The 22,229-nt window shown below is 55.2% G+C and carries 20 protein-coding genes and 1 pseudogene; 16 read left to right on the top strand and 5 right to left on the bottom strand.

The genetic code is table 11. The features are described 5' to 3' along the window. Positions 1–35 precede the first annotated feature (35 nt). From ACFQDM_RS01005 to ACFQDM_RS00990, 4 genes are all read left to right on the top strand, one after another. On the top strand, positions 36–590 hold the full coding sequence (locus tag ACFQDM_RS01005) for an EF-hand domain-containing protein (RefSeq protein ID WP_377374298.1): 555 nt from the start codon (positions 36–38) through the stop codon (positions 588–590). A 74-nt stretch (positions 591–664) separates the two neighbouring features. Then, positions 665–1,225, top strand: coding sequence for an RNA polymerase sigma factor (locus ACFQDM_RS01000; protein ID WP_377374296.1), 561 nt, complete (start codon positions 665–667; stop codon positions 1,223–1,225). 4 nt (positions 1,226–1,229) lie between these two features. Continuing rightward, complete coding sequence (locus ACFQDM_RS00995) at positions 1,230–1,664, top strand: hypothetical protein (RefSeq protein WP_377374293.1); 435 nt, start codon at positions 1,230–1,232, stop codon at positions 1,662–1,664. 2 nt (positions 1,665–1,666) lie between these two features. Then, positions 1,667–2,251, top strand: coding sequence for a periplasmic heavy metal sensor (locus tag ACFQDM_RS00990; protein ID WP_377374290.1), 585 nt, complete (start codon positions 1,667–1,669; stop codon positions 2,249–2,251). Positions 2,252–2,260: 9 nt separating this feature from the next. On the opposite strand, the gene ACFQDM_RS00985 is transcribed toward ACFQDM_RS00990, so the two are convergent. Both ACFQDM_RS00985 and ACFQDM_RS00980 read right to left on the bottom strand, forming a co-directional pair. Further along, on the bottom strand, positions 2,261–3,319 hold the full coding sequence (locus tag ACFQDM_RS00985; protein ID WP_377374288.1) for a methyltransferase domain-containing protein: 1,059 nt from the start codon (positions 3,317–3,319) through the stop codon (positions 2,261–2,263). Positions 3,320–3,335: 16 nt separating this feature from the next. Next, the gene (locus tag ACFQDM_RS00980; RefSeq protein WP_377374286.1) at positions 3,336–4,286 is read right to left on the bottom strand and encodes a radical SAM protein; all 951 of its coding nucleotides are present in this window, start codon (positions 4,284–4,286) and stop codon (positions 3,336–3,338) included. A gap of 142 nt (positions 4,287–4,428) precedes the next feature. Here ACFQDM_RS00980 and ACFQDM_RS00975 point away from each other — a divergent pair, with 142 nt between their 5' ends. From ACFQDM_RS00975 to ACFQDM_RS00950, 6 genes are all read left to right on the top strand, one after another. Next, positions 4,429–5,643, top strand: coding sequence for a bifunctional alpha/beta hydrolase/OsmC family protein (locus tag ACFQDM_RS00975; RefSeq protein ID WP_377374284.1), 1,215 nt, complete (start codon positions 4,429–4,431; stop codon positions 5,641–5,643). Between the two features lie 152 nt (positions 5,644–5,795). Next, positions 5,796–7,349, top strand: a complete 1,554-nt coding sequence (locus ACFQDM_RS00970; protein ID WP_377374282.1) for a Do family serine endopeptidase — start codon at positions 5,796–5,798, stop codon at positions 7,347–7,349. Positions 7,350–7,357: 8 nt separating this feature from the next. Next, complete coding sequence (locus tag ACFQDM_RS00965) at positions 7,358–8,029, top strand: response regulator transcription factor (protein ID WP_377374280.1); 672 nt, start codon at positions 7,358–7,360, stop codon at positions 8,027–8,029. After that, positions 8,026–9,414 carry a sensor histidine kinase gene (locus ACFQDM_RS00960; protein WP_377374278.1) on the top strand — a complete coding sequence of 463 codons (1,389 nt, stop codon included), beginning with the start codon at positions 8,026–8,028 and terminating at the stop codon, positions 9,412–9,414. The genes ACFQDM_RS00965 and ACFQDM_RS00960 overlap by 4 nt, the downstream gene beginning before the upstream one ends. 259 nt (positions 9,415–9,673) lie before the next feature. Then, positions 9,674–12,016 carry a TonB-dependent receptor gene (locus tag ACFQDM_RS00955; RefSeq protein WP_377374276.1) on the top strand — a complete coding sequence of 781 codons (2,343 nt, stop codon included), beginning with the start codon at positions 9,674–9,676 and terminating at the stop codon, positions 12,014–12,016. Between the two features lie 252 nt (positions 12,017–12,268). Then, positions 12,269–14,578 (top strand): TonB-dependent receptor, encoded by a 2,310-nt coding sequence (locus ACFQDM_RS00950; RefSeq protein WP_377374274.1) that lies wholly within the window; start codon positions 12,269–12,271, stop codon positions 14,576–14,578. Positions 14,579–14,635: 57 nt separating this feature from the next. Here ACFQDM_RS00950 and ACFQDM_RS00945 read toward each other — a convergent pair whose 3' ends face one another. Further along, positions 14,636–16,033, bottom strand: a complete 1,398-nt coding sequence (locus tag ACFQDM_RS00945) for a UDP-N-acetylmuramate--L-alanine ligase (RefSeq protein ID WP_377374272.1) — start codon at positions 16,031–16,033, stop codon at positions 14,636–14,638. A gap of 62 nt (positions 16,034–16,095) precedes the next feature. Here ACFQDM_RS00945 and ACFQDM_RS00940 point away from each other — a divergent pair, with 62 nt between their 5' ends. Further along, complete coding sequence (locus ACFQDM_RS00940) at positions 16,096–16,932, top strand: LD-carboxypeptidase (protein WP_377374270.1); 837 nt, start codon at positions 16,096–16,098, stop codon at positions 16,930–16,932. A gap of 13 nt (positions 16,933–16,945) precedes the next feature. On the opposite strand, the gene ACFQDM_RS00935 is transcribed toward ACFQDM_RS00940, so the two are convergent. Further along, positions 16,946–17,659 carry a ZIP family metal transporter gene (locus ACFQDM_RS00935; RefSeq protein WP_377374268.1) on the bottom strand — a complete coding sequence of 238 codons (714 nt, stop codon included), beginning with the start codon at positions 17,657–17,659 and terminating at the stop codon, positions 16,946–16,948. Between the two features lie 209 nt (positions 17,660–17,868). Here ACFQDM_RS00935 and ACFQDM_RS00930 point away from each other — a divergent pair, with 209 nt between their 5' ends. Genes ACFQDM_RS00930 through ACFQDM_RS00915 form a run of 4 tightly spaced genes read left to right on the top strand, consistent with a single transcriptional unit; the run spans position 17,869 to position 21,050 of the window. Continuing rightward, a complete protein-coding gene (locus tag ACFQDM_RS00930; RefSeq protein WP_377374266.1) occupies positions 17,869–18,489 on the top strand; it encodes a ZrgA family zinc uptake protein in 621 nt (206 codons plus the stop codon). A gap of 3 nt (positions 18,490–18,492) precedes the next feature. Further along, positions 18,493–19,221 (top strand): ABC transporter ATP-binding protein, encoded by a 729-nt coding sequence (locus tag ACFQDM_RS00925; RefSeq protein ID WP_377374264.1) that lies wholly within the window; start codon positions 18,493–18,495, stop codon positions 19,219–19,221. Then, positions 19,218–20,489, top strand: a complete 1,272-nt coding sequence (locus ACFQDM_RS00920; protein WP_377374261.1) for an ABC transporter permease — start codon at positions 19,218–19,220, stop codon at positions 20,487–20,489. Before ACFQDM_RS00925 ends, ACFQDM_RS00920 begins: the two co-directional genes overlap by 4 nt. Positions 20,490–20,501: 12 nt before the next feature. Further along, the gene (locus ACFQDM_RS00915) at positions 20,502–21,050 is read left to right on the top strand and encodes a DUF3299 domain-containing protein (RefSeq protein WP_377374258.1); all 549 of its coding nucleotides are present in this window, start codon (positions 20,502–20,504) and stop codon (positions 21,048–21,050) included. Positions 21,051–21,105: 55 nt separating this feature from the next. Here the strand turns inward: ACFQDM_RS00915 and ACFQDM_RS00910 are convergent, their stop codons facing one another. Continuing rightward, positions 21,106–21,474 (bottom strand): hypothetical protein, encoded by a 369-nt coding sequence (locus ACFQDM_RS00910; RefSeq protein WP_377374255.1) that lies wholly within the window; start codon positions 21,472–21,474, stop codon positions 21,106–21,108. A gap of 463 nt (positions 21,475–21,937) precedes the next feature. On the opposite strand from ACFQDM_RS00910, the pseudogene ACFQDM_RS00905 reads away from it, so the two are divergent. Further along, positions 21,938–22,229 (top strand): annotated as a pseudogene (locus ACFQDM_RS00905) (RNA recognition motif domain-containing protein); the annotation flags it as partial.

Below are 22,229 nucleotides of genomic sequence, written 5' to 3'. Positions count from 1 at the left end.
TGGAAACCTTAGAACTTTCGACAGGAGTTACCCCGATGAAAAAGACACTGATGACAATGACGCTGATGACCAGCGCACTTGCTGTTGGTTTCGGCGCAGTTGCCGTTGCTCAGGACGCCCCGATGAAGCGTGAGCGAGGTGGTTTCGACCGCGGCCATGGTCCCTTCCCAATGATGATGGACAAGCTCGACCTGAACTCGGACGGCGAGATCACGGCTGAAGAAATCGAAGCACATGACGCTGCCATGTTTGCTGAAATGGATGCAGACGGCGATGGTGTCGTGACTGGCGCTGAAATGACCGCGCACCATGATGCAAAACGCGAAGAAATGCGTCGCAAGATGGAAGAACGTCGTCAGGCAAAAATGATCGAGCATCTCGATCAGGATGGCGACGGCGTTATTTCTGCTGATGAATTCGCCAGCCGCCCGAAGCGTGGCTTCGACATGGCCGACACCAATGGTGATGGCGTGATCGATGCCGACGAAATTCAGGCTGCGAAAGAAAAAATGGGCAAGCACAAACGCGGCGACTGGAAAGGCAAGAAGCACTCCAGGAAGTGGGATGACCGTCCCGACGAACAGGAATAGCTTCCAGCTGTGAAGTCCCTGCGGCGGACTGAATGGTTCGCCGCAGATTCACCAGAAGACGTGAAAGGACCGTCATGGAGCTCGCCGATGAGGCATTACTCAAGCGGAGCGCAAAAGGGGATCGTCAGGCATCAGCCCTGCTGATCAACCGACACTCGTCCCGCGTTCTGTCTCTCGCGCAACGCATGCTCGGTTCGCGTGAAGACGCGGAAGATGTTTCTCAAGAGGTTTTTCTGAAGGTGTTTCAGCAAGCTGATAAATGGGTGCAAAAGGATGCCAAGTTCTCGACCTGGCTGCACCGCGTCACGCTGAATCAATGTTACGACCGCCTGCGCAAAAAGCGTGAAATGGGCATGGCAGAACCACCCGACCGCGAAGATGACAGTCCAGGACCGCCCGAACAGATGCTCGCACGCCAGCGACAGGTTCGCCTTCAGGCCGCGATTGCTGAGCTTCCCGAAAGGCAGCGCGCGGCCCTTTTGCTGAGCCACTATGAAGAGATGAACAATATCGAAGCCGCTGAAGTACTGGAAATCTCTGTGGAAGCCGTCGAAAGCCTGCTCTCCCGGGCGCGTCGCAGTCTTCGACAGGCACTGAGCGCAGAACGTTCGGTTCTGATGGGACAAGTGGAGTGAGATGATGACTTTGAATGAATTCGAAACCTGTCTCGACCTCTACGGTTCGAAACCGGACCTCTGGCCAGCCGAAAAGAGCAAAGCCGCTCAGGCATTGCTCGCCACATCGTCAGACGCTCGTTTGCTGTTGGCCGATGCCGCCCTGCTGGACAATGCGCTGTCAGAATACACTGTCGAGGAACCAGACGCTGCGTTTGAAGCCAGCCTGCTCGATCTGGCACCCAAACCCGCGAAACAGACATCACCTCGCTTTCGTTTGTCCGATATTTTCAATCTGCGTGTTCTGACCATGGCTGGCGCCAGTTTTGCCTGCGCAACTTTCGGATTGGTGATCGGCTATCAATCGGTCGCTTCGCTTCAGACCGAAGCGGACGCCGACGCCTTTCTGGTCGCGTCTGCATCCTACTCCATGGATGAAACCTTCTGGGCGGGCGAATAGGAATGACTGAAATGAAAAAATCTCTACCGATTTTCCTGATCGCTTCACTGTGCCTGAACGCTGCGCTGATTGGCGGTATCGCAGCAGGTGTGTGGAAACTCGCCTCAGATCAACGCGACATGCCGCGCCGTGAGGCACATGGCGAGCGTCCACATGGCCCGATTGAAGAGCGGATTGCACGTACTGCCATGCGCGAACTGTCTCGCGAAGAACGCATGGAATTGCGGCAACGCTTTGCCGAAGAGTGGCGCAACACGCGAGGTGAACGCGAGGAAATCGAAACCACGCGTCAGACCCTGCTTGAGCTGATTTCTGCCGAAACATTTGATCGTTCAGCGGTTGAGGCGGCTTTCGACGACATTCGCGCCCTAGAAGGCGGGTTCAGGGACCGCATGCACAGCGGCCTGATCGACCTTCTCGAAGAGATGCCGGTGGAGAAACGCCGTCGACTGATCGAGACGGTACGCCAGCAACAGGAAGAATGGAAACGGGAACGTCGGTCAAAATCTGACAGAGCCGGTCCAGGAGAAGGTCGTGATGGACCTCCACCACCTCCTCCAGAGGAAGACGGGCCGCAACCTGAATAAGCGTTCCGGTCAGCAGCAGCCAGACACAAGCGGCGTCGAAGACGGCTCACCAACAGGCGCAAACACGTCGGGGGCGTAACATCCCGGGAAAGCCCCCATATGGGTTTCCCCTTCGCCGTAGACCTCAAAGTACTGAGCAAAGCGTGTTTGGGTAATCATGGCGAGTGTGTTGCTGCATACCGGCTCGACTTTTCCCACTTCAAACACGTGCTCAACATCGAGTTTGAAAAGTCGCTCCATTCCCTCAACGCCGCCTTTGTACATGACGGCCTGACCATAATCTTCACAAGCAGGCTCCAGCCCTTCCAGCTTCATCAGACGAGCTGTCACGGAGGCAAACCGAATAGGGGCCAGCCGGGCTTTCAGTTCCGGGTCCAGAATACCCAATGGCCGATGCTCCACGATACGCGGATCGTCAAAACCTGAGGCTTTCGCAATCGCCTGATAGTCGCCCCAATAGAGCGCGCCCGACAGGCACTCTCCATACAGGATTGGATCGTCGACCAGGTCCTGCGGCACGCGCCGGTCTGCATAGACATCAGCGAAGTAAAGCTCACCACCCGGCTTGAGCAAGCGATGCGCAGCGCGGAAAACCGCTGGTTTGTCGGTACAGAGATTGATGACGCAATTCGAAATAATGACATCTAAACTTTCTGGCTTCAGATCGAGCTCATCAAGCTTTTCAAGATAGCCCTGGACGAACCGGGTATTCGGCTTGGCAAAGCCAAATCGTTCAGCATGCCAAGCCTCGTGCTCGCGCGCGATCTTCAGCTGTTCATCTGTCATGTCGACACCGGTAACCTGCCCGGTCTCGCCGACAAGCTTTGCCAGAGCGTAGACATCTCTCCCTGCCCCGCATCCAAGGTCCAGAACGGAAAGACCTTCCAGCTCTGCCGGAATGGCAAGACCGCATCCGTAATAACGGGCTGCAACGTCGTCATGCACAGCAGCAATCGCATTGCGCACATAAGGCAAGGGGGCGGCCAGCGTGCTGCAGGCGTCAGTCCGCAGATCGCAGCTCCCTGCCAGAGTGGAGCCATAATAGTCTTTAACGAGATCGTGTTTCATCGAAATAACTCAATAATTATGCAGAACAGGAACCACCACCGAGAACACAGAAGCTCGCACAGTAGGGATGATTAAGGGAGACCGGCTCGCTGGCCTCTGCCAGCGTATCACCGAGTTCGAACGCGGTGTCATATGGCAGGAGTGTACAGGCCAGAACGGTCGGTTTGCCTGCGCCTTTCCGCTTCACCACCATGCGCTGACTGGCGCACATGATATCCGACGGATCCTTGTTCAGAATCCCCCAGCAATCTGTGGTGATTTCAGGCGGATCTTTTGACGGGTCCATTTCCGGAAACAGGACCAGTTCTGTCGGTGAATTGACATTGAGCGACAATCCCAGTCGCTGACACAGGTCAGCATACCCTTGCCGGGCCGTCGCCTCAGCCTCATCCCAGACGGTTCGGCCGGCAATTGCGACGCGTGCGTTCTGCTCCGCCAGCCACTCAAGACCTGCGCAGGTCAGTTTATAACTTCCTGCGCCGCGCTCTTCATCATGCAGCGCTTCGCTATGGTGATCGAGACTGACGCGAAGCACGAGCTTATCACGATAAAGCTCGATCAGGCGTGCGAGCCCTTCCTTTACCCGGGGCCGCATCATGGGTTGCATGGCGTTGGTCAGCACCAGAACATCATGTCCGCGCTGCAGCGTCTCTTCCAGAATGTTGAGAATGTCCGGCGCCATGAACGGCTCACCGCCGGTAAAGCCAACCTCGATCGGAACTTCCCAACGCGCCTCAAGTTCATCAAGAAATGGCACGACGTCCGCATGAGTCAGATAGACCAGCCGGTCATTCGTTGGGGAGCTTTCGATATAGCAGTTCACGCACTCGATATTGCACAGTGTTCCGGTGTTGAACCAAAGCGTCTTCATGCTGCGAAAATCAACGCTCGCGCGTTGTTCGCCTTTGGCCGTGATGTCCGGATGGGAAAATTTTTGCGCGGGGCGCGAATTCAGCAGTGTTGTCATGAAATCGACTCTATCAAAGCTTTGAAAACTGAGAAGACACAACTGCGTAACAAAGATGAGAGCGTCAAATTCAGGATTTTCAAAATAAAAACTGGAAGTTGGACGACAGACTTCCCACCTGCGAAAAACGGCTAAGGAGGATTTGATGGGGCAGACCAGACGGGTCCAGTTCACAGGACATGATGGCGACCTTCTCGATGCGCGCCTGGAACTGCCGGATACGAAACCAAGGGCCTTCGCGTTGTTCGCGCACTGCTTTTCCTGCTCCAAGGAAAGTCTGGCGGCATCACGAATTTCAAGACGTCTGACTGATCACGGTATCGCTGTCCTGCGGTTCGACTTTACGGGCCTTGGGGCCTCGGAAGGTGATTTCGCGAATACCAATTTTTCTTCGAATGTTGACGACCTCCTGGCGGCCGCGAACTGGCTGAAATCAGAACACGGACGCGTTGATATACTTGTCGGACACAGTCTTGGCGGCGCGGCGGTCGTGGTCGCAGGCAGCCGAATGTCCGACCTCAAGGCCGTCGCCACGCTTGGCGCACCATCTGACGCCGACCATGTGCTGCAGCAATTTGCGCCTCAGCTCGCAACGATCGAGCAAGAAGGCATGGCCCGTGTCGAACTCGACGAGCGCCCCTTCACCATCAAGCGGCAATTTGTTGAGGATGTTCGCTCGGCCCGCGTTCAGGAGGCTGCAAGGGCTCTGCGCTGCCCACTGCTCGTTATGCATGCCCCACACGATGCTGTGGTCGGACTGGACAATGCAACCGAGCTGTTTGTTGCTGCGCGGCACCCGAAAAGCTTTGTCTGTCTGGATGGCGCCAACCACCTGCTTTCGCGGCGCGAGGACGCTGAATATGCCGCTGACATGATCGCGGCATGGCTGACCAAATATATCGGCCCTGAAGACGATACCCCGCAAATTGAATTGCCTCGCGGCATTGTCCGTGTCGCAGAAACGGGCGCAGGAGGATACGCCAATCAGGTTCAGGCCCGACATCATGTGACCCGGTCAGACGAACCGAGCGAACTTGGCGGGCTTGATACCGGCCCGACCCCGACAGAATATCTGAGTGCGGCGCTTGGCGCCTGCACCACCATCACACTTCGCATGTATGCCAACAGAAAGAAGTGGAATGTTGATGGCATTTCGGTCGACGTCTCTCACAAGAAGGCCGAAACCGCAGACGATACAGGCTGGAACCAGGACATATTCACACGGGAGCTGTCGGTTTCCGGCGCGCTGGAAGAGGAGCAAACTTCGCGACTTGTCGAAATTGCAGAAAAATGCCCTGTCCACCGGATGCTGACACATGCTTCCATGGTAGAAACGAAGCTGAAGGAGCCCTCTTGACGGAAGCCGTTTCCGCCCCAACCCTCTTAACGTAAATCGATAACCCCGGACGTTACGGTAAATGACTGAGTTTTAATCCGCCGGTCATTTCCAGTTAAGCTGAACACTGGTTTAGACTGTCTCGTCTCTCTCAAATTGGAGTTTAGACTCATATGATGCGAATTATCCGGACCAAAACCATGGGCTTTGCGACCGCTCTGCTGGCGGGCACAGTGCTTGGAGGGGCTGTTCTGTCCCCGGCATTTGTGAACACCGCTGACGCTCGTCCGATAGTCGTTTCTCCGCCGCAAGGCGCCCCGGTCAGCTTTGCAGAGCTGGTTGAGCAGGTCAGCCCGGCTGTTGTCAGTGTGAATGTGATATCCGAGCAGGAAATTGCTGCTGTGCCTCCCGGCATGGAAGAGTTCTTCGAATTTTTCCGCAATCGTCCGGGATTTGAAGACTATTTCGGCAACAACAATGATCCTGACGGTGAAAACGAAGAAGAAGACGAGGCGCCACCAACACGTGAAAGCCGCTCTCTGGGTTCTGGCTTTTTCATTTCCGAAGACGGTCTGATCGTCACGAACAACCACGTGATCCGCGATGCGACGGAAATCGAAGTCGTTCTGGAAGATGGCCGCGAACTCGAAGCCGAGCTGGTTGGCTCTGATGAACGCACAGACATTGCTGTTCTGCGCGTAACCGAGCCTGGCACCTTCCCTTATGTGGAATTTGAAACCGAGACAGAATTGCGCCGCGGTGACTGGGTCGTTGCACTTGGTAACCCGTTCGGCTTCGGTGGCACGGCAACGGCAGGCATCGTATCTGCTGATGGCCGTCAGCTGCGCGGCGGCGGACCATACACCGACTATCTCCAGATCGACGCTGCGATTAACCGCGGCAACTCCGGTGGCCCGACCTTCGACCTTTATGGCCGTGTGGTTGGCGTGAACACTGCGATCGTTTCACCTTCAGGCGGATCGGTCGGCATTGGCTTTGCGATCCCGGCAGAACTGGTCAAGCAGATCACCGAAAAGCTGATTCAGGATGGTAAGGTTTCCCGTGGCTGGCTGGGCGTTTCCATTCAGAGCTTCTCTGAAGAGATGGCCGCAGCCATTGGTCAGGAAGGCAAAACCGGCGCCCTCGTCCGCGAAGTCGTTGTCGGTAGCCCGGCGCGCAAGGCCGGCCTCCGTATCAATGATGTCATCACCGCCATTGATGGCAAAGAGATGGAAGACTCCACGCAGGTTACGCGGACCGTCGCGAACCTGATCGCAGGCACGACGCATGAGTTCACCATTCTGCGGAACGGTGAAGTTCAGACGCTTGAAGTCACAGTCGACGAACTTCCAGAGAACGTGACGGATCTGCCAACCGATGAAGGTGACGAAGTCGTTCCTGAAGTCTCTAACTCTGTGCAGACCGTAGAAATGCTCGGCATGAAACTGCGTCCTGTTCAGGATGCAGACCGCCGCCAACTGAGCCTCGACGCAGACACAACAGGCCTTGTGATCACATCGGTCGACAAGAGCTCAGCCGCAGGCCGTCTGGGCTTCAGCAAAGGCATGGTGATCGTCGAAGCCAACTTCAAAGCGCTGAGCACGCCTGCTGAACTCGAAGCCATTGTCGAAGAAGCCAGGGAAGCCGGACGTCCGAGTATTCTCGTCTCTGTACGCGAAGACCGTCAGACGGCCGTGATTCCTTTGTCGATTGAAGAAAAGGACTAATCCAGAGCATGCGAATTCTGGTCATTGAAGATGATGTCGAAATGGCAGACTTCGTTCAGCGAGTGCTGAACGAAGTCGGTCATACCGTCGATACTGTGCATGATGGTGAATCCGGCCTCGCGCTGGCACGGTCGATGGAAATTGACCTGCTGATTGTTGACCGGATGTTGCCCAAAAAGAACGGACTGGATCTCGTCCGGGAATTCCGTGACAGCGGCGGGAGTGCTCCCGCCCTGTTCCTCTCAGCACTCGGCGATGTCGACCACCGTGTGGAAGGTCTGAAAGCCGGCGGTGATGATTATCTCACCAAGCCGTTTGCGCCGAGCGAGCTTGTCGCCCGTGTCGATGCACTGGGTCGTCGCGGCGGCAGTGAAGCACCGGTTACCACGCTGAAAGTCGGTGATCTGGAGATGAATCTGCTCTCCCGCATGGTAACGCGGGACAACGAAAAGATTGATCTTCAACCACGCGAGTTTCGCCTGCTCGAATTTCTAATGCGCAATGCCGGTCAGGTTGTGACCCGCACCATGTTGCTCGAAAAAGTCTGGGACTATCACTTTGATCCTCAGACGAACGTCATCGACGTTCACATCTCACGCCTGCGCGGCAAGATCGACAAAGACTTTGATCGCCCGCTCTTGCACACGGTCCGCGGTGCCGGGTATCGCCTGCAGGCATGAAGCTATCTGTGCCGAACTTTGTCAGGACCACCACCTTTCGATTGGCGGTGGTCCACGCGGTTATGTTCACCGTGTTCACGCTCGGCCTGCTTGTCTATGTCTATCACTCAACGGCGGGCTATCTGCGCCGCCAATCGATTGCGGAACTGGATGGCGAAGTTCAGGCACTCGCTGCGGCTTTCAACTCCGGCGGCATGGCTCGTCTGAACCAGTCCGTTATTGAACGCTCCTCCGTTCCTGGGCCATTCTTCTACGTGCTGCTGGACGCTGAGGGCGAAAAAATCTCCGGCGATTTTGCCGCCATTCCCGACAACATACCCGTACAGGGCTCAGTCGAGACGAACTTCGACTACCAGACCATCGACCGGTTTGGCGAACCACAATTGCGCGCAGCGAACGGGATCATCATTCGCCTCCCCAATCAGGCAAGTCTGATGGTCGCTTACGACCTTGGCACGCGCACCGATATTGCAGACCGTGTCACACGGACCATATGGACTGCCCTTCCGATTGGCCTTGCCATGTCACTCATTGGTGGTCTGATCATTTCAAGATCAGCTGCGAGGCGTGCCGAACAGCTCACTCGCACGACAGAAGGCGTTATGTCCGGCGATCTCACACGGCGCGCGCCTGTGGTCGGTTCGGGAGACGAATTCGACCGACTCTCCGAACGCCTGAACGCCATGCTGGACCGGCTCGAGCACCTCATGCTGACAGCGCGCCATGCCGGCGATGCCATTGCGCATGACCTTCGCTCCCCTCTGACACGACTGCGCAATCGGCTGGAAGCCGGCCTTCGCGACAGTGAAGAGAATGAGCAGACCGCCACCGTCGAAAAAGCGATTGATGAAGTCGATAATATTCTGCGGACCTTCAATGCCATTATGAACCTGTCGAAGATTCAGGCAGGCAATGCCTCCCGCTTCGAACACATTGATGTCACAGGCCTGCTTGAAGAGCTTGCCGAACTTTTTGAACCAGCTGCAGAATTCGAGGGTCTGGCCTTTTCAAGCGAGATTGAAACAGACCTGTCTCTGGAAGGAGACCGAACGCTGATCGCTCAGGCGATTTCCAACCTCATGGATAACGCGTTGAAATATACGCAGGAGGGCGGCGCCCTCACCCTGCGCGGACGTATGACGCGCAAGGGCGATCTCGAAATCTCGGTAACAGACACCGGCCCAGGCATTCCAGCGGAAGACCGCGAACGCGCGACCAAACGTTTTGTCCGTCTTGAAGCGAGCCGCACACAAGCTGGCAACGGACTGGGCCTCGCAATGGTGACGGCCATTGCGGCATTGCACAATGGCCAGCTTGTTCTGGGCGATGGGCCAGGCGAACAGCCGAATCCCGGTCTGCGAGCCGCCCTCGTTTTCTCAATATAGTTATAACGCGTTACGCAAAGTAACTCGAAGTTGTTCAAGAATTTTTTTCTTGAATAGGGAGTATACACGCACCAATATACCGTAATTCCGCGGCGTAAGGCGGAAACGTGTTGCAAGAAAAACACACGATCGAACTTATATGTAGGAACATCTTTCCATATAGTCGAATATATCCTACTTCATCGAAGTATAAGGCGAGGACCAACCTCGCCAGCAAACCAAAAAAATAGACTAACCTTTCAGGTCTAGGGAGACATTGATGAACTATCGGCACCTGCTTGCCAGCGGGATATCCGCTGCTGCGCTTGCGTTCTCTTTCCAAGCATTCGCTCAAGACACAACAGAAGAAGACACCTCAGCAGAACGCGAAAGCGCTGTTGCAAAGGTCCTCAATCGTGTGACGGTTTCCGCCACGAAGAAGGCAGACGTTGAAGACGTCCAGACCGTTCCTGTTTCTGTCACAGCGTTTAACGGCGATACGCTGGAAGCGTTGAAAGTACGCGACCTCGAATCACTTTCCTATTCTTCGCCAAACGTGTCGCTTGACGATGTCGGCACCTCACGCGGCTCAGCGAACTTCGCGATCCGTGGCCTTGGCGTGAACTCTTCCATTCCATCCATCGACCCTGCCGTTGGTGTCTTCGTTGACGGTGTTTACATCGGTGTGAACTCTGGCGTCGTGATGGATCTGTTCGATCTCGACAGCATCGAAGTCCTGCGTGGCCCGCAAGGCCTGCTCTTCGGACGCAACACAACTGGTGGCGCGGTCCTCATCAACACGGGCAATCCGACAGATGAGTTCCAGGCGAAAGCCCGCATTGCTGTTGAAGGTCCGATCGATGATGATCGCGGCGGCATCAACACCTACATCCAGGGCACGGTTTCCGGCCCAATCATTGAAGACAAGCTGAACGGCAAGATCGGCGTCTACTTCAACGGTGACGAAGGCTACTTCAAAAACCAGTATAACGGCGACAATCAGGGCGAAGCTCAGACTTACCTTGTTCGCGGTGCTCTGGAATGGCTGGCAGCAGACAATGTGACCTTCCTCGGTAAAGTCGAATATTCTGACAGCCGCAGCGATGGCCCTGCCGGTCAGAACCGTGGTCTGTTCGAGCGCGACACGTTTGATTTCTCAATCAACAATCCAGGCTTTGCTGAGTCTGAAACCCTGTTCGGATCGCTCCGTACAGATATCGACGTTGATTTCGGCAATGGTACGATCACCAACATCATTGGTTATCGCGACCTCGACTCAGCGACCTCAAGCGACATCGACGCAACGCCGCTGACGCTGTTCCACTCTCTGTCAGAGTTCACCCAAGAGCAGTTCTCTGAAGAACTTCGCTATGCGGGCACATTCGGCGATCTCGACTTCACGACAGGTGTGTTCTTCTTCGAACAGGAACTGCGTTACACTGAGATCCGCTCGATCCCACCATCGTCTCCTCTGGGTTTCTATGGCGGCGGCGCGCAGGACCACAAGGTTCTCGGTGCTTTCGCACAGGTCGACTACAACTTCACAGACAAGTTCGTGGGTATCTTTGGCCTTCGCTGGTCAAAAGAAGACAAGGACGCGGACGTCACATACATCCGTCCACGCCCGGAATGTTCTGTTGTTGAAGGCTCCTGCCCAGTGACCGGCACGAACCCGTACATCCCTGGCGAGCCAAACGGCTTCAGCGATGACGACAGCTGGACAAACTGGACACCGAAACTTGGCTTCCAGTACTTCTACAATGACAACACGCAGTTCTTCGGTAACTATACGAAGGGCTTCCGTTCCGGTGGCTATAACTTCCGGATCACCGACTATAACGTGTTCTCTGACATCGTCGCACAAACCGGCTCGCCTGGTTTCGACGAAGAAGAAGTCGACAGCTATGAAATCGGCGTGAAATACGAGACGGATGACCTGAAAGGTCTGGTCAACGCCTCGATTTTCTACACGGAAATCGCTGACATGCAGCGTGAAGTGAACGCATCGTCTCCAACGGCTGGCGTCGTTCAGAACATCATCAACACGGCTGACGCTGAAATCCTCGGTGCAGAAGTCGAAGGTCGTTACGCCTTCACGGACAGCTTCCTGATGACGGCGAATATCGGCGTGATTGATGCTGAATACACTGATGTCAAATACGATATCTCAGGTGACCTCGTTGCTGATGGTGAAGACCTCGCGCTTTCCATCCCACGCGTTCCGGAACTGACTTACGGTTTTGGCTTCGTCCATGATCTGGACCTTGGCGACAAGGGCAGCGTCACGACGACAGCAAACTACCAGTTCAAAGACAAGTTCGCCTACACAGACAGCAATGTCGGCTGGGTTCAGGAATATGATGCCCTGTCAGCGAACGTCACCTGGAACACACCTTATAGCGGCCTGGCCCTGTCACTCTATGGCGACAACCTGCTGGACGAAGTGTCTGTTGGTAACGACACTCAGGTTCCATTTGGAGGCAATGTCTCTCCGCTGGTTCCAGGCTCTTCAAACCTTTCTACGGGAATGAACGTTCCATTCGGTGCCTACCCGGCAGCCGGTACGTTCTCTCCGCTGAAAAAAGGTCGCGTTATCGGTATAGAGCTCACTTACGAGTACTAAACAGATACGCGTTTCCTCCCGAACTAAGCAGGGTGGTCTTCGGACCACCCTATTTTTTTGGAATACTTTCAGAACACACGCACAAGTAATCAGTGTATACACATCTTTACTATCGAATTTGATAGTGTGGCGAGAATACTATACCTATTACTTGTCACAGTTGTTTCAGTATAAACGTCAACATAAGTCTCCCTAAACTTTCGTGAAAACGACAATCAAACACTGAAAGTCCGCAATAGGGAGCGACATTTCATGGGTTATAAGGACCTGATCACGAGCTGCGCGAGCGCGGCTCTGTTGGCTATTTCATTCAACGCAACAGCTCAGGAAACGGATGCCGAGGCACCTGCTGAACGCGAGAGCGCCGTCGCACGCGTGCTGAACAAGGTCACGGTATCGGCGACCAAGAAAGCGGATGTCGAAGATGTGCAGACGGTTCCCGTCTCCGTCACAGCTTTCAACGAAGACACACTTGAAGCGCTGAAAGTACGCGACCTGCAGTCGCTCAGCTATTCGAGCCCGAACGTTTCGCTGGATGACCTCGGCACGTCACGCGGCACCCAGAACTTCTCTATTCGCGGACTGGGCATCAACTCCTCTATTCCGTCCATCGATCCGGCAGTCGGCGTCTTCGTCGATGGCATCTATCTCGGTGTGAATAACGGACTGGTCATGGACCTGTTCGATCTGGAGAGCGTGGAAATCCTGCGTGGCCCGCAAGGCCTGCTCTTTGGTCGCAATACCACCGGCGGCGCTGTGCTCGTGAACACCGGCAATCCAACCGATGAGTTCCGCGCGAAAGCGCGAGTTGCCGTTGATGGTCCGGTAGACAGCGGTCGCGGCGGTCCGAACACCTATGTTCAGGGGCTCGTGTCCGGACCTATCGTCGAAGGCAAGCTGAACGGTAAGATCGGCGCCTATTACAATGGCGATGAGGGCTATTTCAAAAACCTCTTTAACGGCGACAATCAAGGCGAGGCTCAGACCTATATTGTGCGTGGCGCGCTGGAATGGTTCGCGTCAGACACGGTCACTTTCCTCGCCAAGGCAGAGCATTTCCAGTCCCGCGGCGATGGTGCGGCAACGAAAAACCGCGGCGTGTTCGAACGTGACAACTTCGACTTCGCGATTGATGCACCGGGCGAGTATGACAGCGAAACAACTTTCGCGACGCTGCGCACGGACATTGATGTCGATTTCGGCAATGGTACGATCACCAACATTCTGGGATATCGCAGCTTTGAGGGTACAACGCTTGGCGATATCGACGCGCTGCCGGCTTTCCTCTTCCATTCGAACACCGAAATGGAACAGGAGCAGATTTCAAACGAGCTGCGCTATGCGGGCACGTTTGGCAAAGCAGAAGTCACCACCGGTCTCTTCTACTTCGATCAGGAAGTCACTTATACGGAAGTCCGCGATCTGCCGCCGCGATCACCTCTGACCTTCTATGGTGGTGGTCGCCAGGATCACCAGGTGCTCGGCATCTTTGGTCAGGTCGACTATAACTTCACACCAGACTTCGTCGGTATTCTCGGACTGCGCTATTCCAAGGAAACCAAGGACGCAGGCATCACCTATATCCGCCCACGCCCAGCCTGCTCTGTTGTCGATGGCACCTGCCCAACCGATGGTACAAACGGCTTCATTCCGGGCGAAAGCAATGGCTTTGAGGATGATGACAGCTGGTCGAACTGGACGCCGCGTCTTGGCTTCCAATACTTCTACAACGACGCAACACAATTCTATGGCAGCTATACGAAGGGCTATCGCTCGGGCGGCTATAACTTCCGGATCACAAACCCGGCTGCGTTTGAAGAGCTTTTCCCGGCAGACGCATCACGCGCCTTTGACGAAGAAGAAGTCGACAGCTTCGAACTTGGCGTGAAATACGAAACAGATGATGGTCGTGGTCAGCTGAACACCTCTGTCTTCCTGAACAAAATCAAGAATATGCAGCGTGAGGTGAACCTCTCATCTCCAACGCTCGGTATTGTTCAGAACATCGTCAACACGGCTGATGCGGACATTCTTGGGCTTGAAGTTGAAGGCCGCTACGCCTTCACCGACAACTTCCTGATGACTGCAAATATCGGTCTGATCGACGCTGAATATCAGGATGTGGACGCAGATATTTCAGGCGACGGCGCGGTTGATGGCGAAGATCTCGCACTGGCCATCCCACGCGTTCCGGAAGCCACTTACGGCATCGGCTTCATCTATGATCTGGATCTCGGTGCGTACGGCTCACTCGTCAGCCGCGCCAACTTCCAGCACAAAGATGAATTTGCCTACACCGATACCAATTTCGGCTGGATTCCTGAGCATGACGAGCTGTCTGCGAACATTACGTGGAACACGGCTTACAACGGGCTGTCGCTCTCACTTTACGGCAACAATCTGCTCGATGAAGTGACCGCAGGTGGCGACACCCAGATCCCGTTTGGCGGAGACCTGTCCAATGGGGTGGACAGACCATTCGATGAGTATCCATCGGCGGGTACATTCTATCCGCTGAAAAAAGGTCGCGTTGTCGGACTGGAGCTCGTTTACGAGTACTAGGAAGCAGCGTGCATCCTCCCGACCTGCAAAGGGTGGCCTTCGGGCCACCCTCTTTTTTTATGCGTGCTGGAGGCGTTCCAGAATATCAGCCGCGAACTCCGACAACGTGTCATCACGAGCACCCATGATCACGATACGATCACCGGCCTGCGCAAACTCGAGCAGCTTTTCACCACAGTCAGCGCGCGTCTCAAACGTCCTGGCATAAAAGCCTGCCGCTTCGATCTCACGTGTGAGATCTTCGCTGGTGACAGAGCGATCGACGGTCCCGCCGAAATAGACCGGCTGCGGCATGAGCAGAACATCGCCCTCTTTCAAGCCTTCAACGAAGCACTCGACAAATTCGGACTTCATCTTGCGAAGCGGCCCAAAACCATGTGGCTGGAACATGATCAGCAGACGGCCGCTGAAATCATGCAGGGTTTTCAATGTTGCTGCGATCTTGTCCGGATTGTGCCCGAAGTCGTCAATGACCGTGATATTGTCCGGCGTGGTCCCGACAATGTCAAAGCGTCTGCGAATACCGGTAAATCTGTCGAGCGATGCGCATGCATCTTCCAGAGAAACACCCAGGCGGGTGACCGTTGCAATGGCTGCGAGGGCATTGGACACATTGTGCAGACCGGGCGTTTTCAGATGAACCCGCACCGTGTTTCCGCTCGCAGCTTCAAACACATCAAACTCGATACTCGTTGGTCCAGGCAGAATGTCCTTCGCAACGAAGTCAGCGAGATTGTCCTGAACGCTGTATGTGACCGCCTCAGAGAATTGCCGGGTGAGCAGCCGCGTCTCTTCATTGTCGAGATTGAGCACGACATGCTTTGCGCGCGCTGCAAATCCGCTGAACAGAGCGCGCAACTCGTCCATGGTTTTGTGGTCGAGCGAGATATTGTTGATCACGGCGATGTGCGGGGTATAGCCTGCGATGGATCCGTCGCTTTCATCCACTTCACTGACAAAAATATCGCCTGCGCCAACTCTCGCGCTCGCGAAAAGCGCGTCCGGCGCGACGAAGTTCTTCATCACAGCACCATTCATAATCGTCGGATCTTGCCCACAATCTGCAAGCACCCAGCCGATCATCCCGGTGGTCGTCGACTTCCCGGACGTTCCGGCCACGCCAATACTCCTACCCGCAGCATTGAAAAGCGACGACAGAAGTTCAGCGCGTGAGAGCCGGACAGCTCCATTTGCCAGAGCAGCCGCGACATCCGGCACGCTGTCTTCAACAGCAGCAGATGCGACAAGCGCCTGATCTGCGCCATCCGGACCGGAACCATCTTGTGGGAACAGCCGGAAACCCTGTGATTCGAGATAGGCAAACTTGTCTTCGGAACGGCCCTGATCGCGCGCACGATCCGAGCCGGAGACGTCCGCGCCCTGCCCTTTGACGATCATCGCGAGCGGTAACATGCCACTTCCGCCAATTCCGCAGAAGAAATATCGTTTAGACATTGAGGTCGGTCCGGTTCCGGTCATAATCGTTTCGTTCGGTTTCTAGATTTCAAGAGGTGTATATGGGCTCCTCCCGCTTGACGATAGGTGTCGTAGCTCCTGCCAAGGGGATCGACCGCGAAACAGCTGACAAGGTTTCGCGATTTGTCTCCGAATTCTACAGCGAAGATCTGGAGATCGTATTTCATCCACAGTGCTTCCTTCAGCATGGCCATTTCGCCGGCACGGATGAAGCGCGCAGCCTGGCTTTTCTCGAATACGCCAACTCTCCTGACATTGACGTTATCTGGGCCGCACGCGGCGGCTATGGCTGCATGCGCCTGCAGGAGAGCATGTTCGAACGCCTGAATGATCATGCACGCGCCAAAGCCTATATTGGATACAGTGATGTGGGCGCTTTGTTGGCACGTCTGTATAAAATGCAGATTGGTCGACCAATTCATGGCCCGGTCGCTGTTGAAATCCGCCGGGATGGCGGCGAAGCCTGCATTCGTCGCGTGCTGGACTATGTATCGGGGCGTAGCCTGGACGGGATCGAATCCAGCATCCGCACCCCTCACCCTCGCATTGCGATCAACCTGACCATCATTGAGCATCTCGTCGGCACCCCCTGGATGCCGGATCTCTCGGGGCATGTTCTGATGGTCGAAGATGTCGGCGAGTATGAATACGCGATCGACCGAAAAATGTTCACGCTCTGCAAGAATGAAAATTTGAAAAAGCTTGCCGGTATCGCGCTGGGACGCTGCTCAGATATCCCTGAAAACGAAATCGCCTTTGGCATGACCTATGAGGAAAGCGTGCAGGACTGGTGTCACCGCGAGGGCATACCCTATCTCGGGCGTGCGGACATCGGTCATGACGTCAACAACAAGCTTGTCGTCTGGGGTAAAGGCTAGGCGTCAATCGACGTCAATGTTCATGACCATAAACAGTGGTGAACGGCTCACGGTGGTCATGCACGTCGCCATGCGGCAGATGTCCTGATGCAATGATCAGGGCAAGCACCACGCCAAAGGCAAGCGCCGGAAGTGCACGCGCAGGCCGCTCTTCACGCATATGCGCCATGAGCGGGCCTGTGGAGACGAACAGCAACAAGCCAGCCGACATGGCGAACAGCAGGGACAGCATGTCCTCACTCGCCGTTGACGTGATCGGAATGGCTGCGACCGTGCCGAGCGGCGTTGTGAGCGCCGCAGCGATGAATGCCAGAATAAAGGAATTGCGATTGCTGAGACCCGCGCCGCGCAGAAGCGCGAAGGTGATGATCCCTTCCGGGAACTCATGGATGACAAGCCCCAGCGTCGCAAACAACCCTGTGTCAAAACCCTGAGAGAAGGTGACCGTATAAATCATCCCGTCGAGGAATGAGTGCATGCCAATGGCAATCAAAGGCGTCAGTCCGGCAGCAAGACTTCGCGGATCGGCAACCGGCAACACCATACGCAATACGTCGTGCAGCAACAGCCCAAGGAAAAAGCCGCCCAGCATATAGAGTGGCGCATCCTCATGTCCGCGCAAAGCCTCTGGCGCCAGATGCCCAATGACCATGGTCAGAAGCAAGCCACTCGCCGCGACCGCAAACAAATGCGAGTATTTCCGGCTCCAGTCGCTGCGCACAGCCACAATGACGAGACCGACGGTCGCGACAAATGCTGCCGTTAAGGAAAGAAACAGCGGCGGAAGCAGCGGATTGCTGAAAAAAATGGGCTTTTACTCCGAAAGTCAGACGCGCTACGTCTTACAAAATTTTATAGGTCTGCGCCCCTATCGCGGCGGCTGGATGTTATAGTATAATATTTTCGGATGAAAAGCCTTCTATTGGAGTCGATGTGTTGAAAATTCGAAACCTTGCTCTTGTTACCAGTGGTATCGTCGGTCTGTCCGGAGCGTTCTCGGCGTCCGTTCTGGCTCATGAGCCCGTTCGTTCGGCCAGCGCACATGTTCACGGCACAGGTGACGCCTTTATCAATCTGAGCGGAAACGAACTGTTCATCCAGCTGTCCGGGCCAAAAGCGAATTTTGCACTTCCTGGCGGCGAATATGATCTCTCCAGCCAGGAACTCGAAGACTTCGTCACGCTGCCTTCAAGCGCGAAGTGCACGCTGGAAGGCGTGGAACTGGAACTCACCGGCGAGTTCGATGTCGAAGAGCATCACGATCACGACGATGATGATCATGAGCACGGCGACGATCACGCGCACAATGACGATGACCATGGTGATGATCATGGCGACGACCACGCCCATGATGATCACGACAGTCATGAGGGGCATGCCGATATTCTGCTCAGCCTGACCGCCGACTGCGCGAAGCCAGACAAGATCAAATCGATCACGCTGTCACTTTTCGACACGTTTGAAGGCTTTGAAACCGTGAACGTCGTGTTCAACACCGACAGCGGTGCCGAAGCCAAAACCGTCTCAAGTGCATCAGACAAGATTTCACGCCCATAAGCGATGACGGAAACCAATACGCCTTTAATCGACATTCGGGACCTGCATTTTAACTGGCCGAATGAACCGGATCTGATCGACATTCCCGCATTCCAGATGAACCGGCGCGACCGCGTTTTTCTGGAGGGCGAAAGTGGATCAGGAAAAAGTACGCTTCTCGGCCTGATCGCAGGCGTGCTTCAACCGAGCTCCGGAACCATTCGTTTCTCAGGCTCGGAATTGAATAAACTGAGCTCCGGAAAGCGCGACCGTCTGCGCGCAGATCGCATGGGCGTCATCTTTCAGCTCTTCAATCTGCTGCCTTATCTCAGTGTCATTGAAAATGTTGTTTTGCCCTGCCGGTTTTCGAAACGCCGGAAGGAAAATGCTCTTCAACGTTCCAACACAATAGACGCCGAAGCCAGGCGCCTGCTGCAAAGGCTCGGCCTGTCGGATGAGCGACTGATCCATCGCAAGGTCTCCGACTTGTCCGTGGGCCAGCAGCAACGTGTTGCGGCTGCGCGTGCCCTGATCGGCAGTCCGGATCTGATCATCGCGGATGAACCGACATCCGCCCTGGACACCAGCAATCGGGATCAGTTTCTTGCCTTACTGATGGAAGAAGCGGACGCCGCAGAAGCGGGCCTGCTCTTCGTTAGCCACGACCCATCACTCGGCGCACGGTTTGACCGCCGGATTGCACTTTCCACGCTCAATGAAGCCTTCTCAAAGCAGCACGAGCCGACCTCATGAATTTGCGCTCCATCATCGCCCTCGCCTTTTCGAGCCTGATGAGCCGCAAAGGTTCAGCCATTCTGACCATTCTCGCGGTTGCCGTATCCGTCATGCTGTTCCTGAGTGTCGACAAACTCCGGACTGCAGCTCGAACGAGTTTTGAGAACACAATATCGGGAACGCATCTGATCGTTGGTGCCCGCACCAGCCCGGAAAGTCTGGTGCTGTTCTCCGTATTTCACATTGGCAATCCGTCGGCCAATATGACCTGGGAGAGCTTCGAATGGCTGCAGGGCCGGGAAGATGTCGACTGGGCTGTGCCGATCTCTCTGGGAGACTCGCACAAAGGTCACCGGGTTGTCGGCACCACCACTGATTTCTTCGCACGATACAAATACCGTAATGAAACACCGCTGACATTCTCAGAGGGTGAAGCCTTCGCAGATCTGTTTGATGTCGTCATCGGTGCGCGCGTCGCCGAAGAACAAGGCTACAAACTGGGCGATGGCATCATTCTCACGCACGGTCTGGGCGATGTCAGCTTTTCAGGACACGACAATCTGCCTTTCAGGATTGTTGGCATTCTGGAACCTACGGGCACCCCCGTTGATCAGTCTGTTTTCGTATCACTGGAAGCCATCTCCGCCATCCATGTCGGCTGGGAAAGCGGCGCAAAATCACCGATTGCCAACATGATGACGCCAGATCGCGTCAGAGGCATGGACCTTGAAACGCATTCGATTTCCGCCGCACTTGTCGGGCTGACAGACAATAAGCGTTTATTCCTCGCGAAACGATCAATCGACACCTATCCGCAGGAAGCCCTGCTCGCGGCCATTCCAAGTCAGGCCATTGCAAGCATCTGGAAGCTGATCGGCGTTGCAGAACGCGCCCTGCTGGCTGTGTCCGGCTTTGTCATTCTGGTTGGCCTTGTCTCCATCCTGACGGCCATCATGACGAGCCTGCGAGAACGGCGCCGGGAAATGGCCGTGTTGCGCGCGACCGGTGCAGGCCCACACCATGTGATGTTTCTTCTGATCAGTGAATCGGCCCTGCTCGCGGCGCTGGGCAGCCTGTTCGGCATCGTCCTCACGGCGATCGGACTTTATGTGCTGGCGCCAATTCTTGAAACACGGTTCGGACTGGCCCTGTCTGACTTCGGACCGGGTGTTTTTGATCTGCAAGTCTTCCTTGCTGTCACCATAATCGCCGCCATATTAGGAATTGTTCCGGGATGGCAGGCACTCCGTAACTCACTTGCAGATGGACTCTCCATCAAACTCTAGAGGTTCCGAATTATGACCTTTCTGAAAACGTTTCAGACCGCAGGTTTCGTCGCAATGGCAAGTCTGGCGATGATTGCGCCGGCCCAGGCCGAAGAAACTCATGCTTATGAGGAACTTGCCTGGGAAGACCTGATGCCGGAAGGCGAAGAGGAGCGCCTGCTTGAGATGTATGCTCAGCAACAGCAATCTCTTTATGCCATGGGCAATGTGGCGGAAGGTTCCGCCGCTGACAAAGCCGTTCAGTTTGGCACGTTCAATGTGGTTGATGATCTCAACGACACGAAGATCAAACTGCCCGGCTACACGGTCCCGTTCGAATACGGCCCGAATGCTGAAATCAATGAGTTTCTGCTCGTGCCATATTTCGGCGCATGCCTGCACGCCCCGCCACCACCGCCGAACCAGACCGTTTATGTGATTTCCGAAAAGCCGATCAAAATCGGCGACCTGGCTCAGGCCGTCTGGGTCGAAGGCACGCTGAAAACGCAAACGCAGAATTCCGAGCTGGCTGATACTGCCTACACGCTCATTCTCGATAACATCGAAGAGTATCAGTACTAATCAAAGCACAACACACAGTCCCGCTGTCATCTGACGCCGGGACTGCGTGGGATGCCTACAGAACGGCATCCAGCGTGTTCTCTATCGCGCTCGCACTCAGCGCCTGTTTCGAGAGAAACGCATCCAACCCATCCGGCAAATCATCGCAACCCAGCTCTGAAAGCTCAGACCCGGTCGTCAAAACAATCGGCGCATCCGTTTTCTGTCTGAGCTGGCGCAGCGGATCACGGAAGTCATCATAAGGTGGCAGATAATTATCCAGAAAAATGACTGCTGGCTTGAGCGCCGCGATATCAGACAACGCCTTATCCAATGTCATGGAAAAGCAGAATGGATGTGCGCCATAACGCGTCTGAGCAAAGAATAGCTCAAACAATCGGCCGAAGGCCTGACGATCATCAATCAACAAAACTGGCGCTTGCACACATGCCCCCCGGCTCACGTCACGACTGCTGTTCAGGCCGTGATCCTGAATCATCTCCGGAACCTACAGCCAGAAGATGAATGAGTTCAAAAGCCGTATCAGAAACGTCCATCGAATTCGAACGAAAAAGGGCCAAAAATCGGCTTCCCCTCCTTCAATCTGACAGACTTTGCGCGTTTCCAAAGCAGTAGAGCAACTCATCATGTTTATATCGAAAAACATGGCTTTATACTTCCGCCTGTGCGGTCAAATTACTTAGACACAGGCTTTGTGGATAACAACAATCGGAACTTGTCTGCAAAGCTCATCATATCTGTTTGCTGAACTGAGGAATATAAGGCATAATGGTGAACGGCAGGGCTGCAGTCTGCGGTATCCCGGCCACACGTAGCAACGTCGCAGATGATAGTGCGAAGCCAGGGAAAACAGATATCCGCTTCGCGAGAGAGGACAGCAATCAGACATGAGTTTTGACGACGACGAACCACGCCGCGGGCGTGACGGTGGTCGTGGGCGCCGCCCAAAGCGGGGCGGTCGCAGAGAATTTGGCAACGACTATGATTTTGGCGGTTCTCCTTCAGATCATTATGCAGACCCCACGGGCGGAAGCGACTTCGGCCAGGGTGGCTACGACAAGAGTTCAAGAGACGATCGTGATGGCGGTGGTTATCGCGGCGGTGGCGGCGGTGGATACCGCGGCGGCGGTGGCGGCGGCTATCGCGGTGGTGATCGCGACGGCGGCGGCGGTGGATACC

This window comes from Ponticaulis profundi, assembly GCF_042659465.1.
GTDB lineage: Bacteria > Pseudomonadota > Alphaproteobacteria > Caulobacterales > Hyphomonadaceae > Ponticaulis > Ponticaulis profundi.
Note: the sequence above shows the minus strand (reverse complement) of the source record. Positions and strands in the feature narration are given on the sequence as shown.

What these genes read in the sequence shown, in the direction of transcription:
- ACFQDM_RS01005 (WP_377374298.1), top strand. Translation starts at nt 36, where the DNA reads ATGAAAAAGACACTGATGACAATGACGCTGATGACCAGCGCACTTGCT.
- ACFQDM_RS01000 (WP_377374296.1), top strand. Translation starts at nt 665, where the DNA reads ATGGAGCTCGCCGATGAGGCATTACTCAAGCGGAGCGCAAAAGGGGAT.
- ACFQDM_RS00995 (WP_377374293.1), top strand. Translation starts at nt 1,230, where the DNA reads ATGACTTTGAATGAATTCGAAACCTGTCTCGACCTCTACGGTTCGAAA.
- ACFQDM_RS00990 (WP_377374290.1), top strand. Translation starts at nt 1,667, where the DNA reads ATGACTGAAATGAAAAAATCTCTACCGATTTTCCTGATCGCTTCACTG.
- ACFQDM_RS00985 (WP_377374288.1), bottom strand. Translation starts at nt 3,319, where the DNA reads ATGAAACACGATCTCGTTAAAGACTATTATGGCTCCACTCTGGCAGGG.
- ACFQDM_RS00980 (WP_377374286.1), bottom strand. Translation starts at nt 4,286, where the DNA reads ATGACAACACTGCTGAATTCGCGCCCCGCGCAAAAATTTTCCCATCCG.
- ACFQDM_RS00970 (WP_377374282.1), top strand. Translation starts at nt 5,796, where the DNA reads ATGATGCGAATTATCCGGACCAAAACCATGGGCTTTGCGACCGCTCTG.
- ACFQDM_RS00965 (WP_377374280.1), top strand. Translation starts at nt 7,358, where the DNA reads ATGCGAATTCTGGTCATTGAAGATGATGTCGAAATGGCAGACTTCGTT.
- ACFQDM_RS00960 (WP_377374278.1), top strand. Translation starts at nt 8,026, where the DNA reads ATGAAGCTATCTGTGCCGAACTTTGTCAGGACCACCACCTTTCGATTG.
- ACFQDM_RS00955 (WP_377374276.1), top strand. Translation starts at nt 9,674, where the DNA reads ATGAACTATCGGCACCTGCTTGCCAGCGGGATATCCGCTGCTGCGCTT.
- ACFQDM_RS00950 (WP_377374274.1), top strand. Translation starts at nt 12,269, where the DNA reads ATGGGTTATAAGGACCTGATCACGAGCTGCGCGAGCGCGGCTCTGTTG.
- ACFQDM_RS00945 (WP_377374272.1), bottom strand. Translation starts at nt 16,033, where the DNA reads ATGTCTAAACGATATTTCTTCTGCGGAATTGGCGGAAGTGGCATGTTA.
- ACFQDM_RS00940 (WP_377374270.1), top strand. Translation starts at nt 16,096, where the DNA reads ATGGGCTCCTCCCGCTTGACGATAGGTGTCGTAGCTCCTGCCAAGGGG.
- ACFQDM_RS00925 (WP_377374264.1), top strand. Translation starts at nt 18,493, where the DNA reads ATGACGGAAACCAATACGCCTTTAATCGACATTCGGGACCTGCATTTT.
- ACFQDM_RS00920 (WP_377374261.1), top strand. Translation starts at nt 19,218, where the DNA reads ATGAATTTGCGCTCCATCATCGCCCTCGCCTTTTCGAGCCTGATGAGC.
- ACFQDM_RS00915 (WP_377374258.1), top strand. Translation starts at nt 20,502, where the DNA reads ATGACCTTTCTGAAAACGTTTCAGACCGCAGGTTTCGTCGCAATGGCA.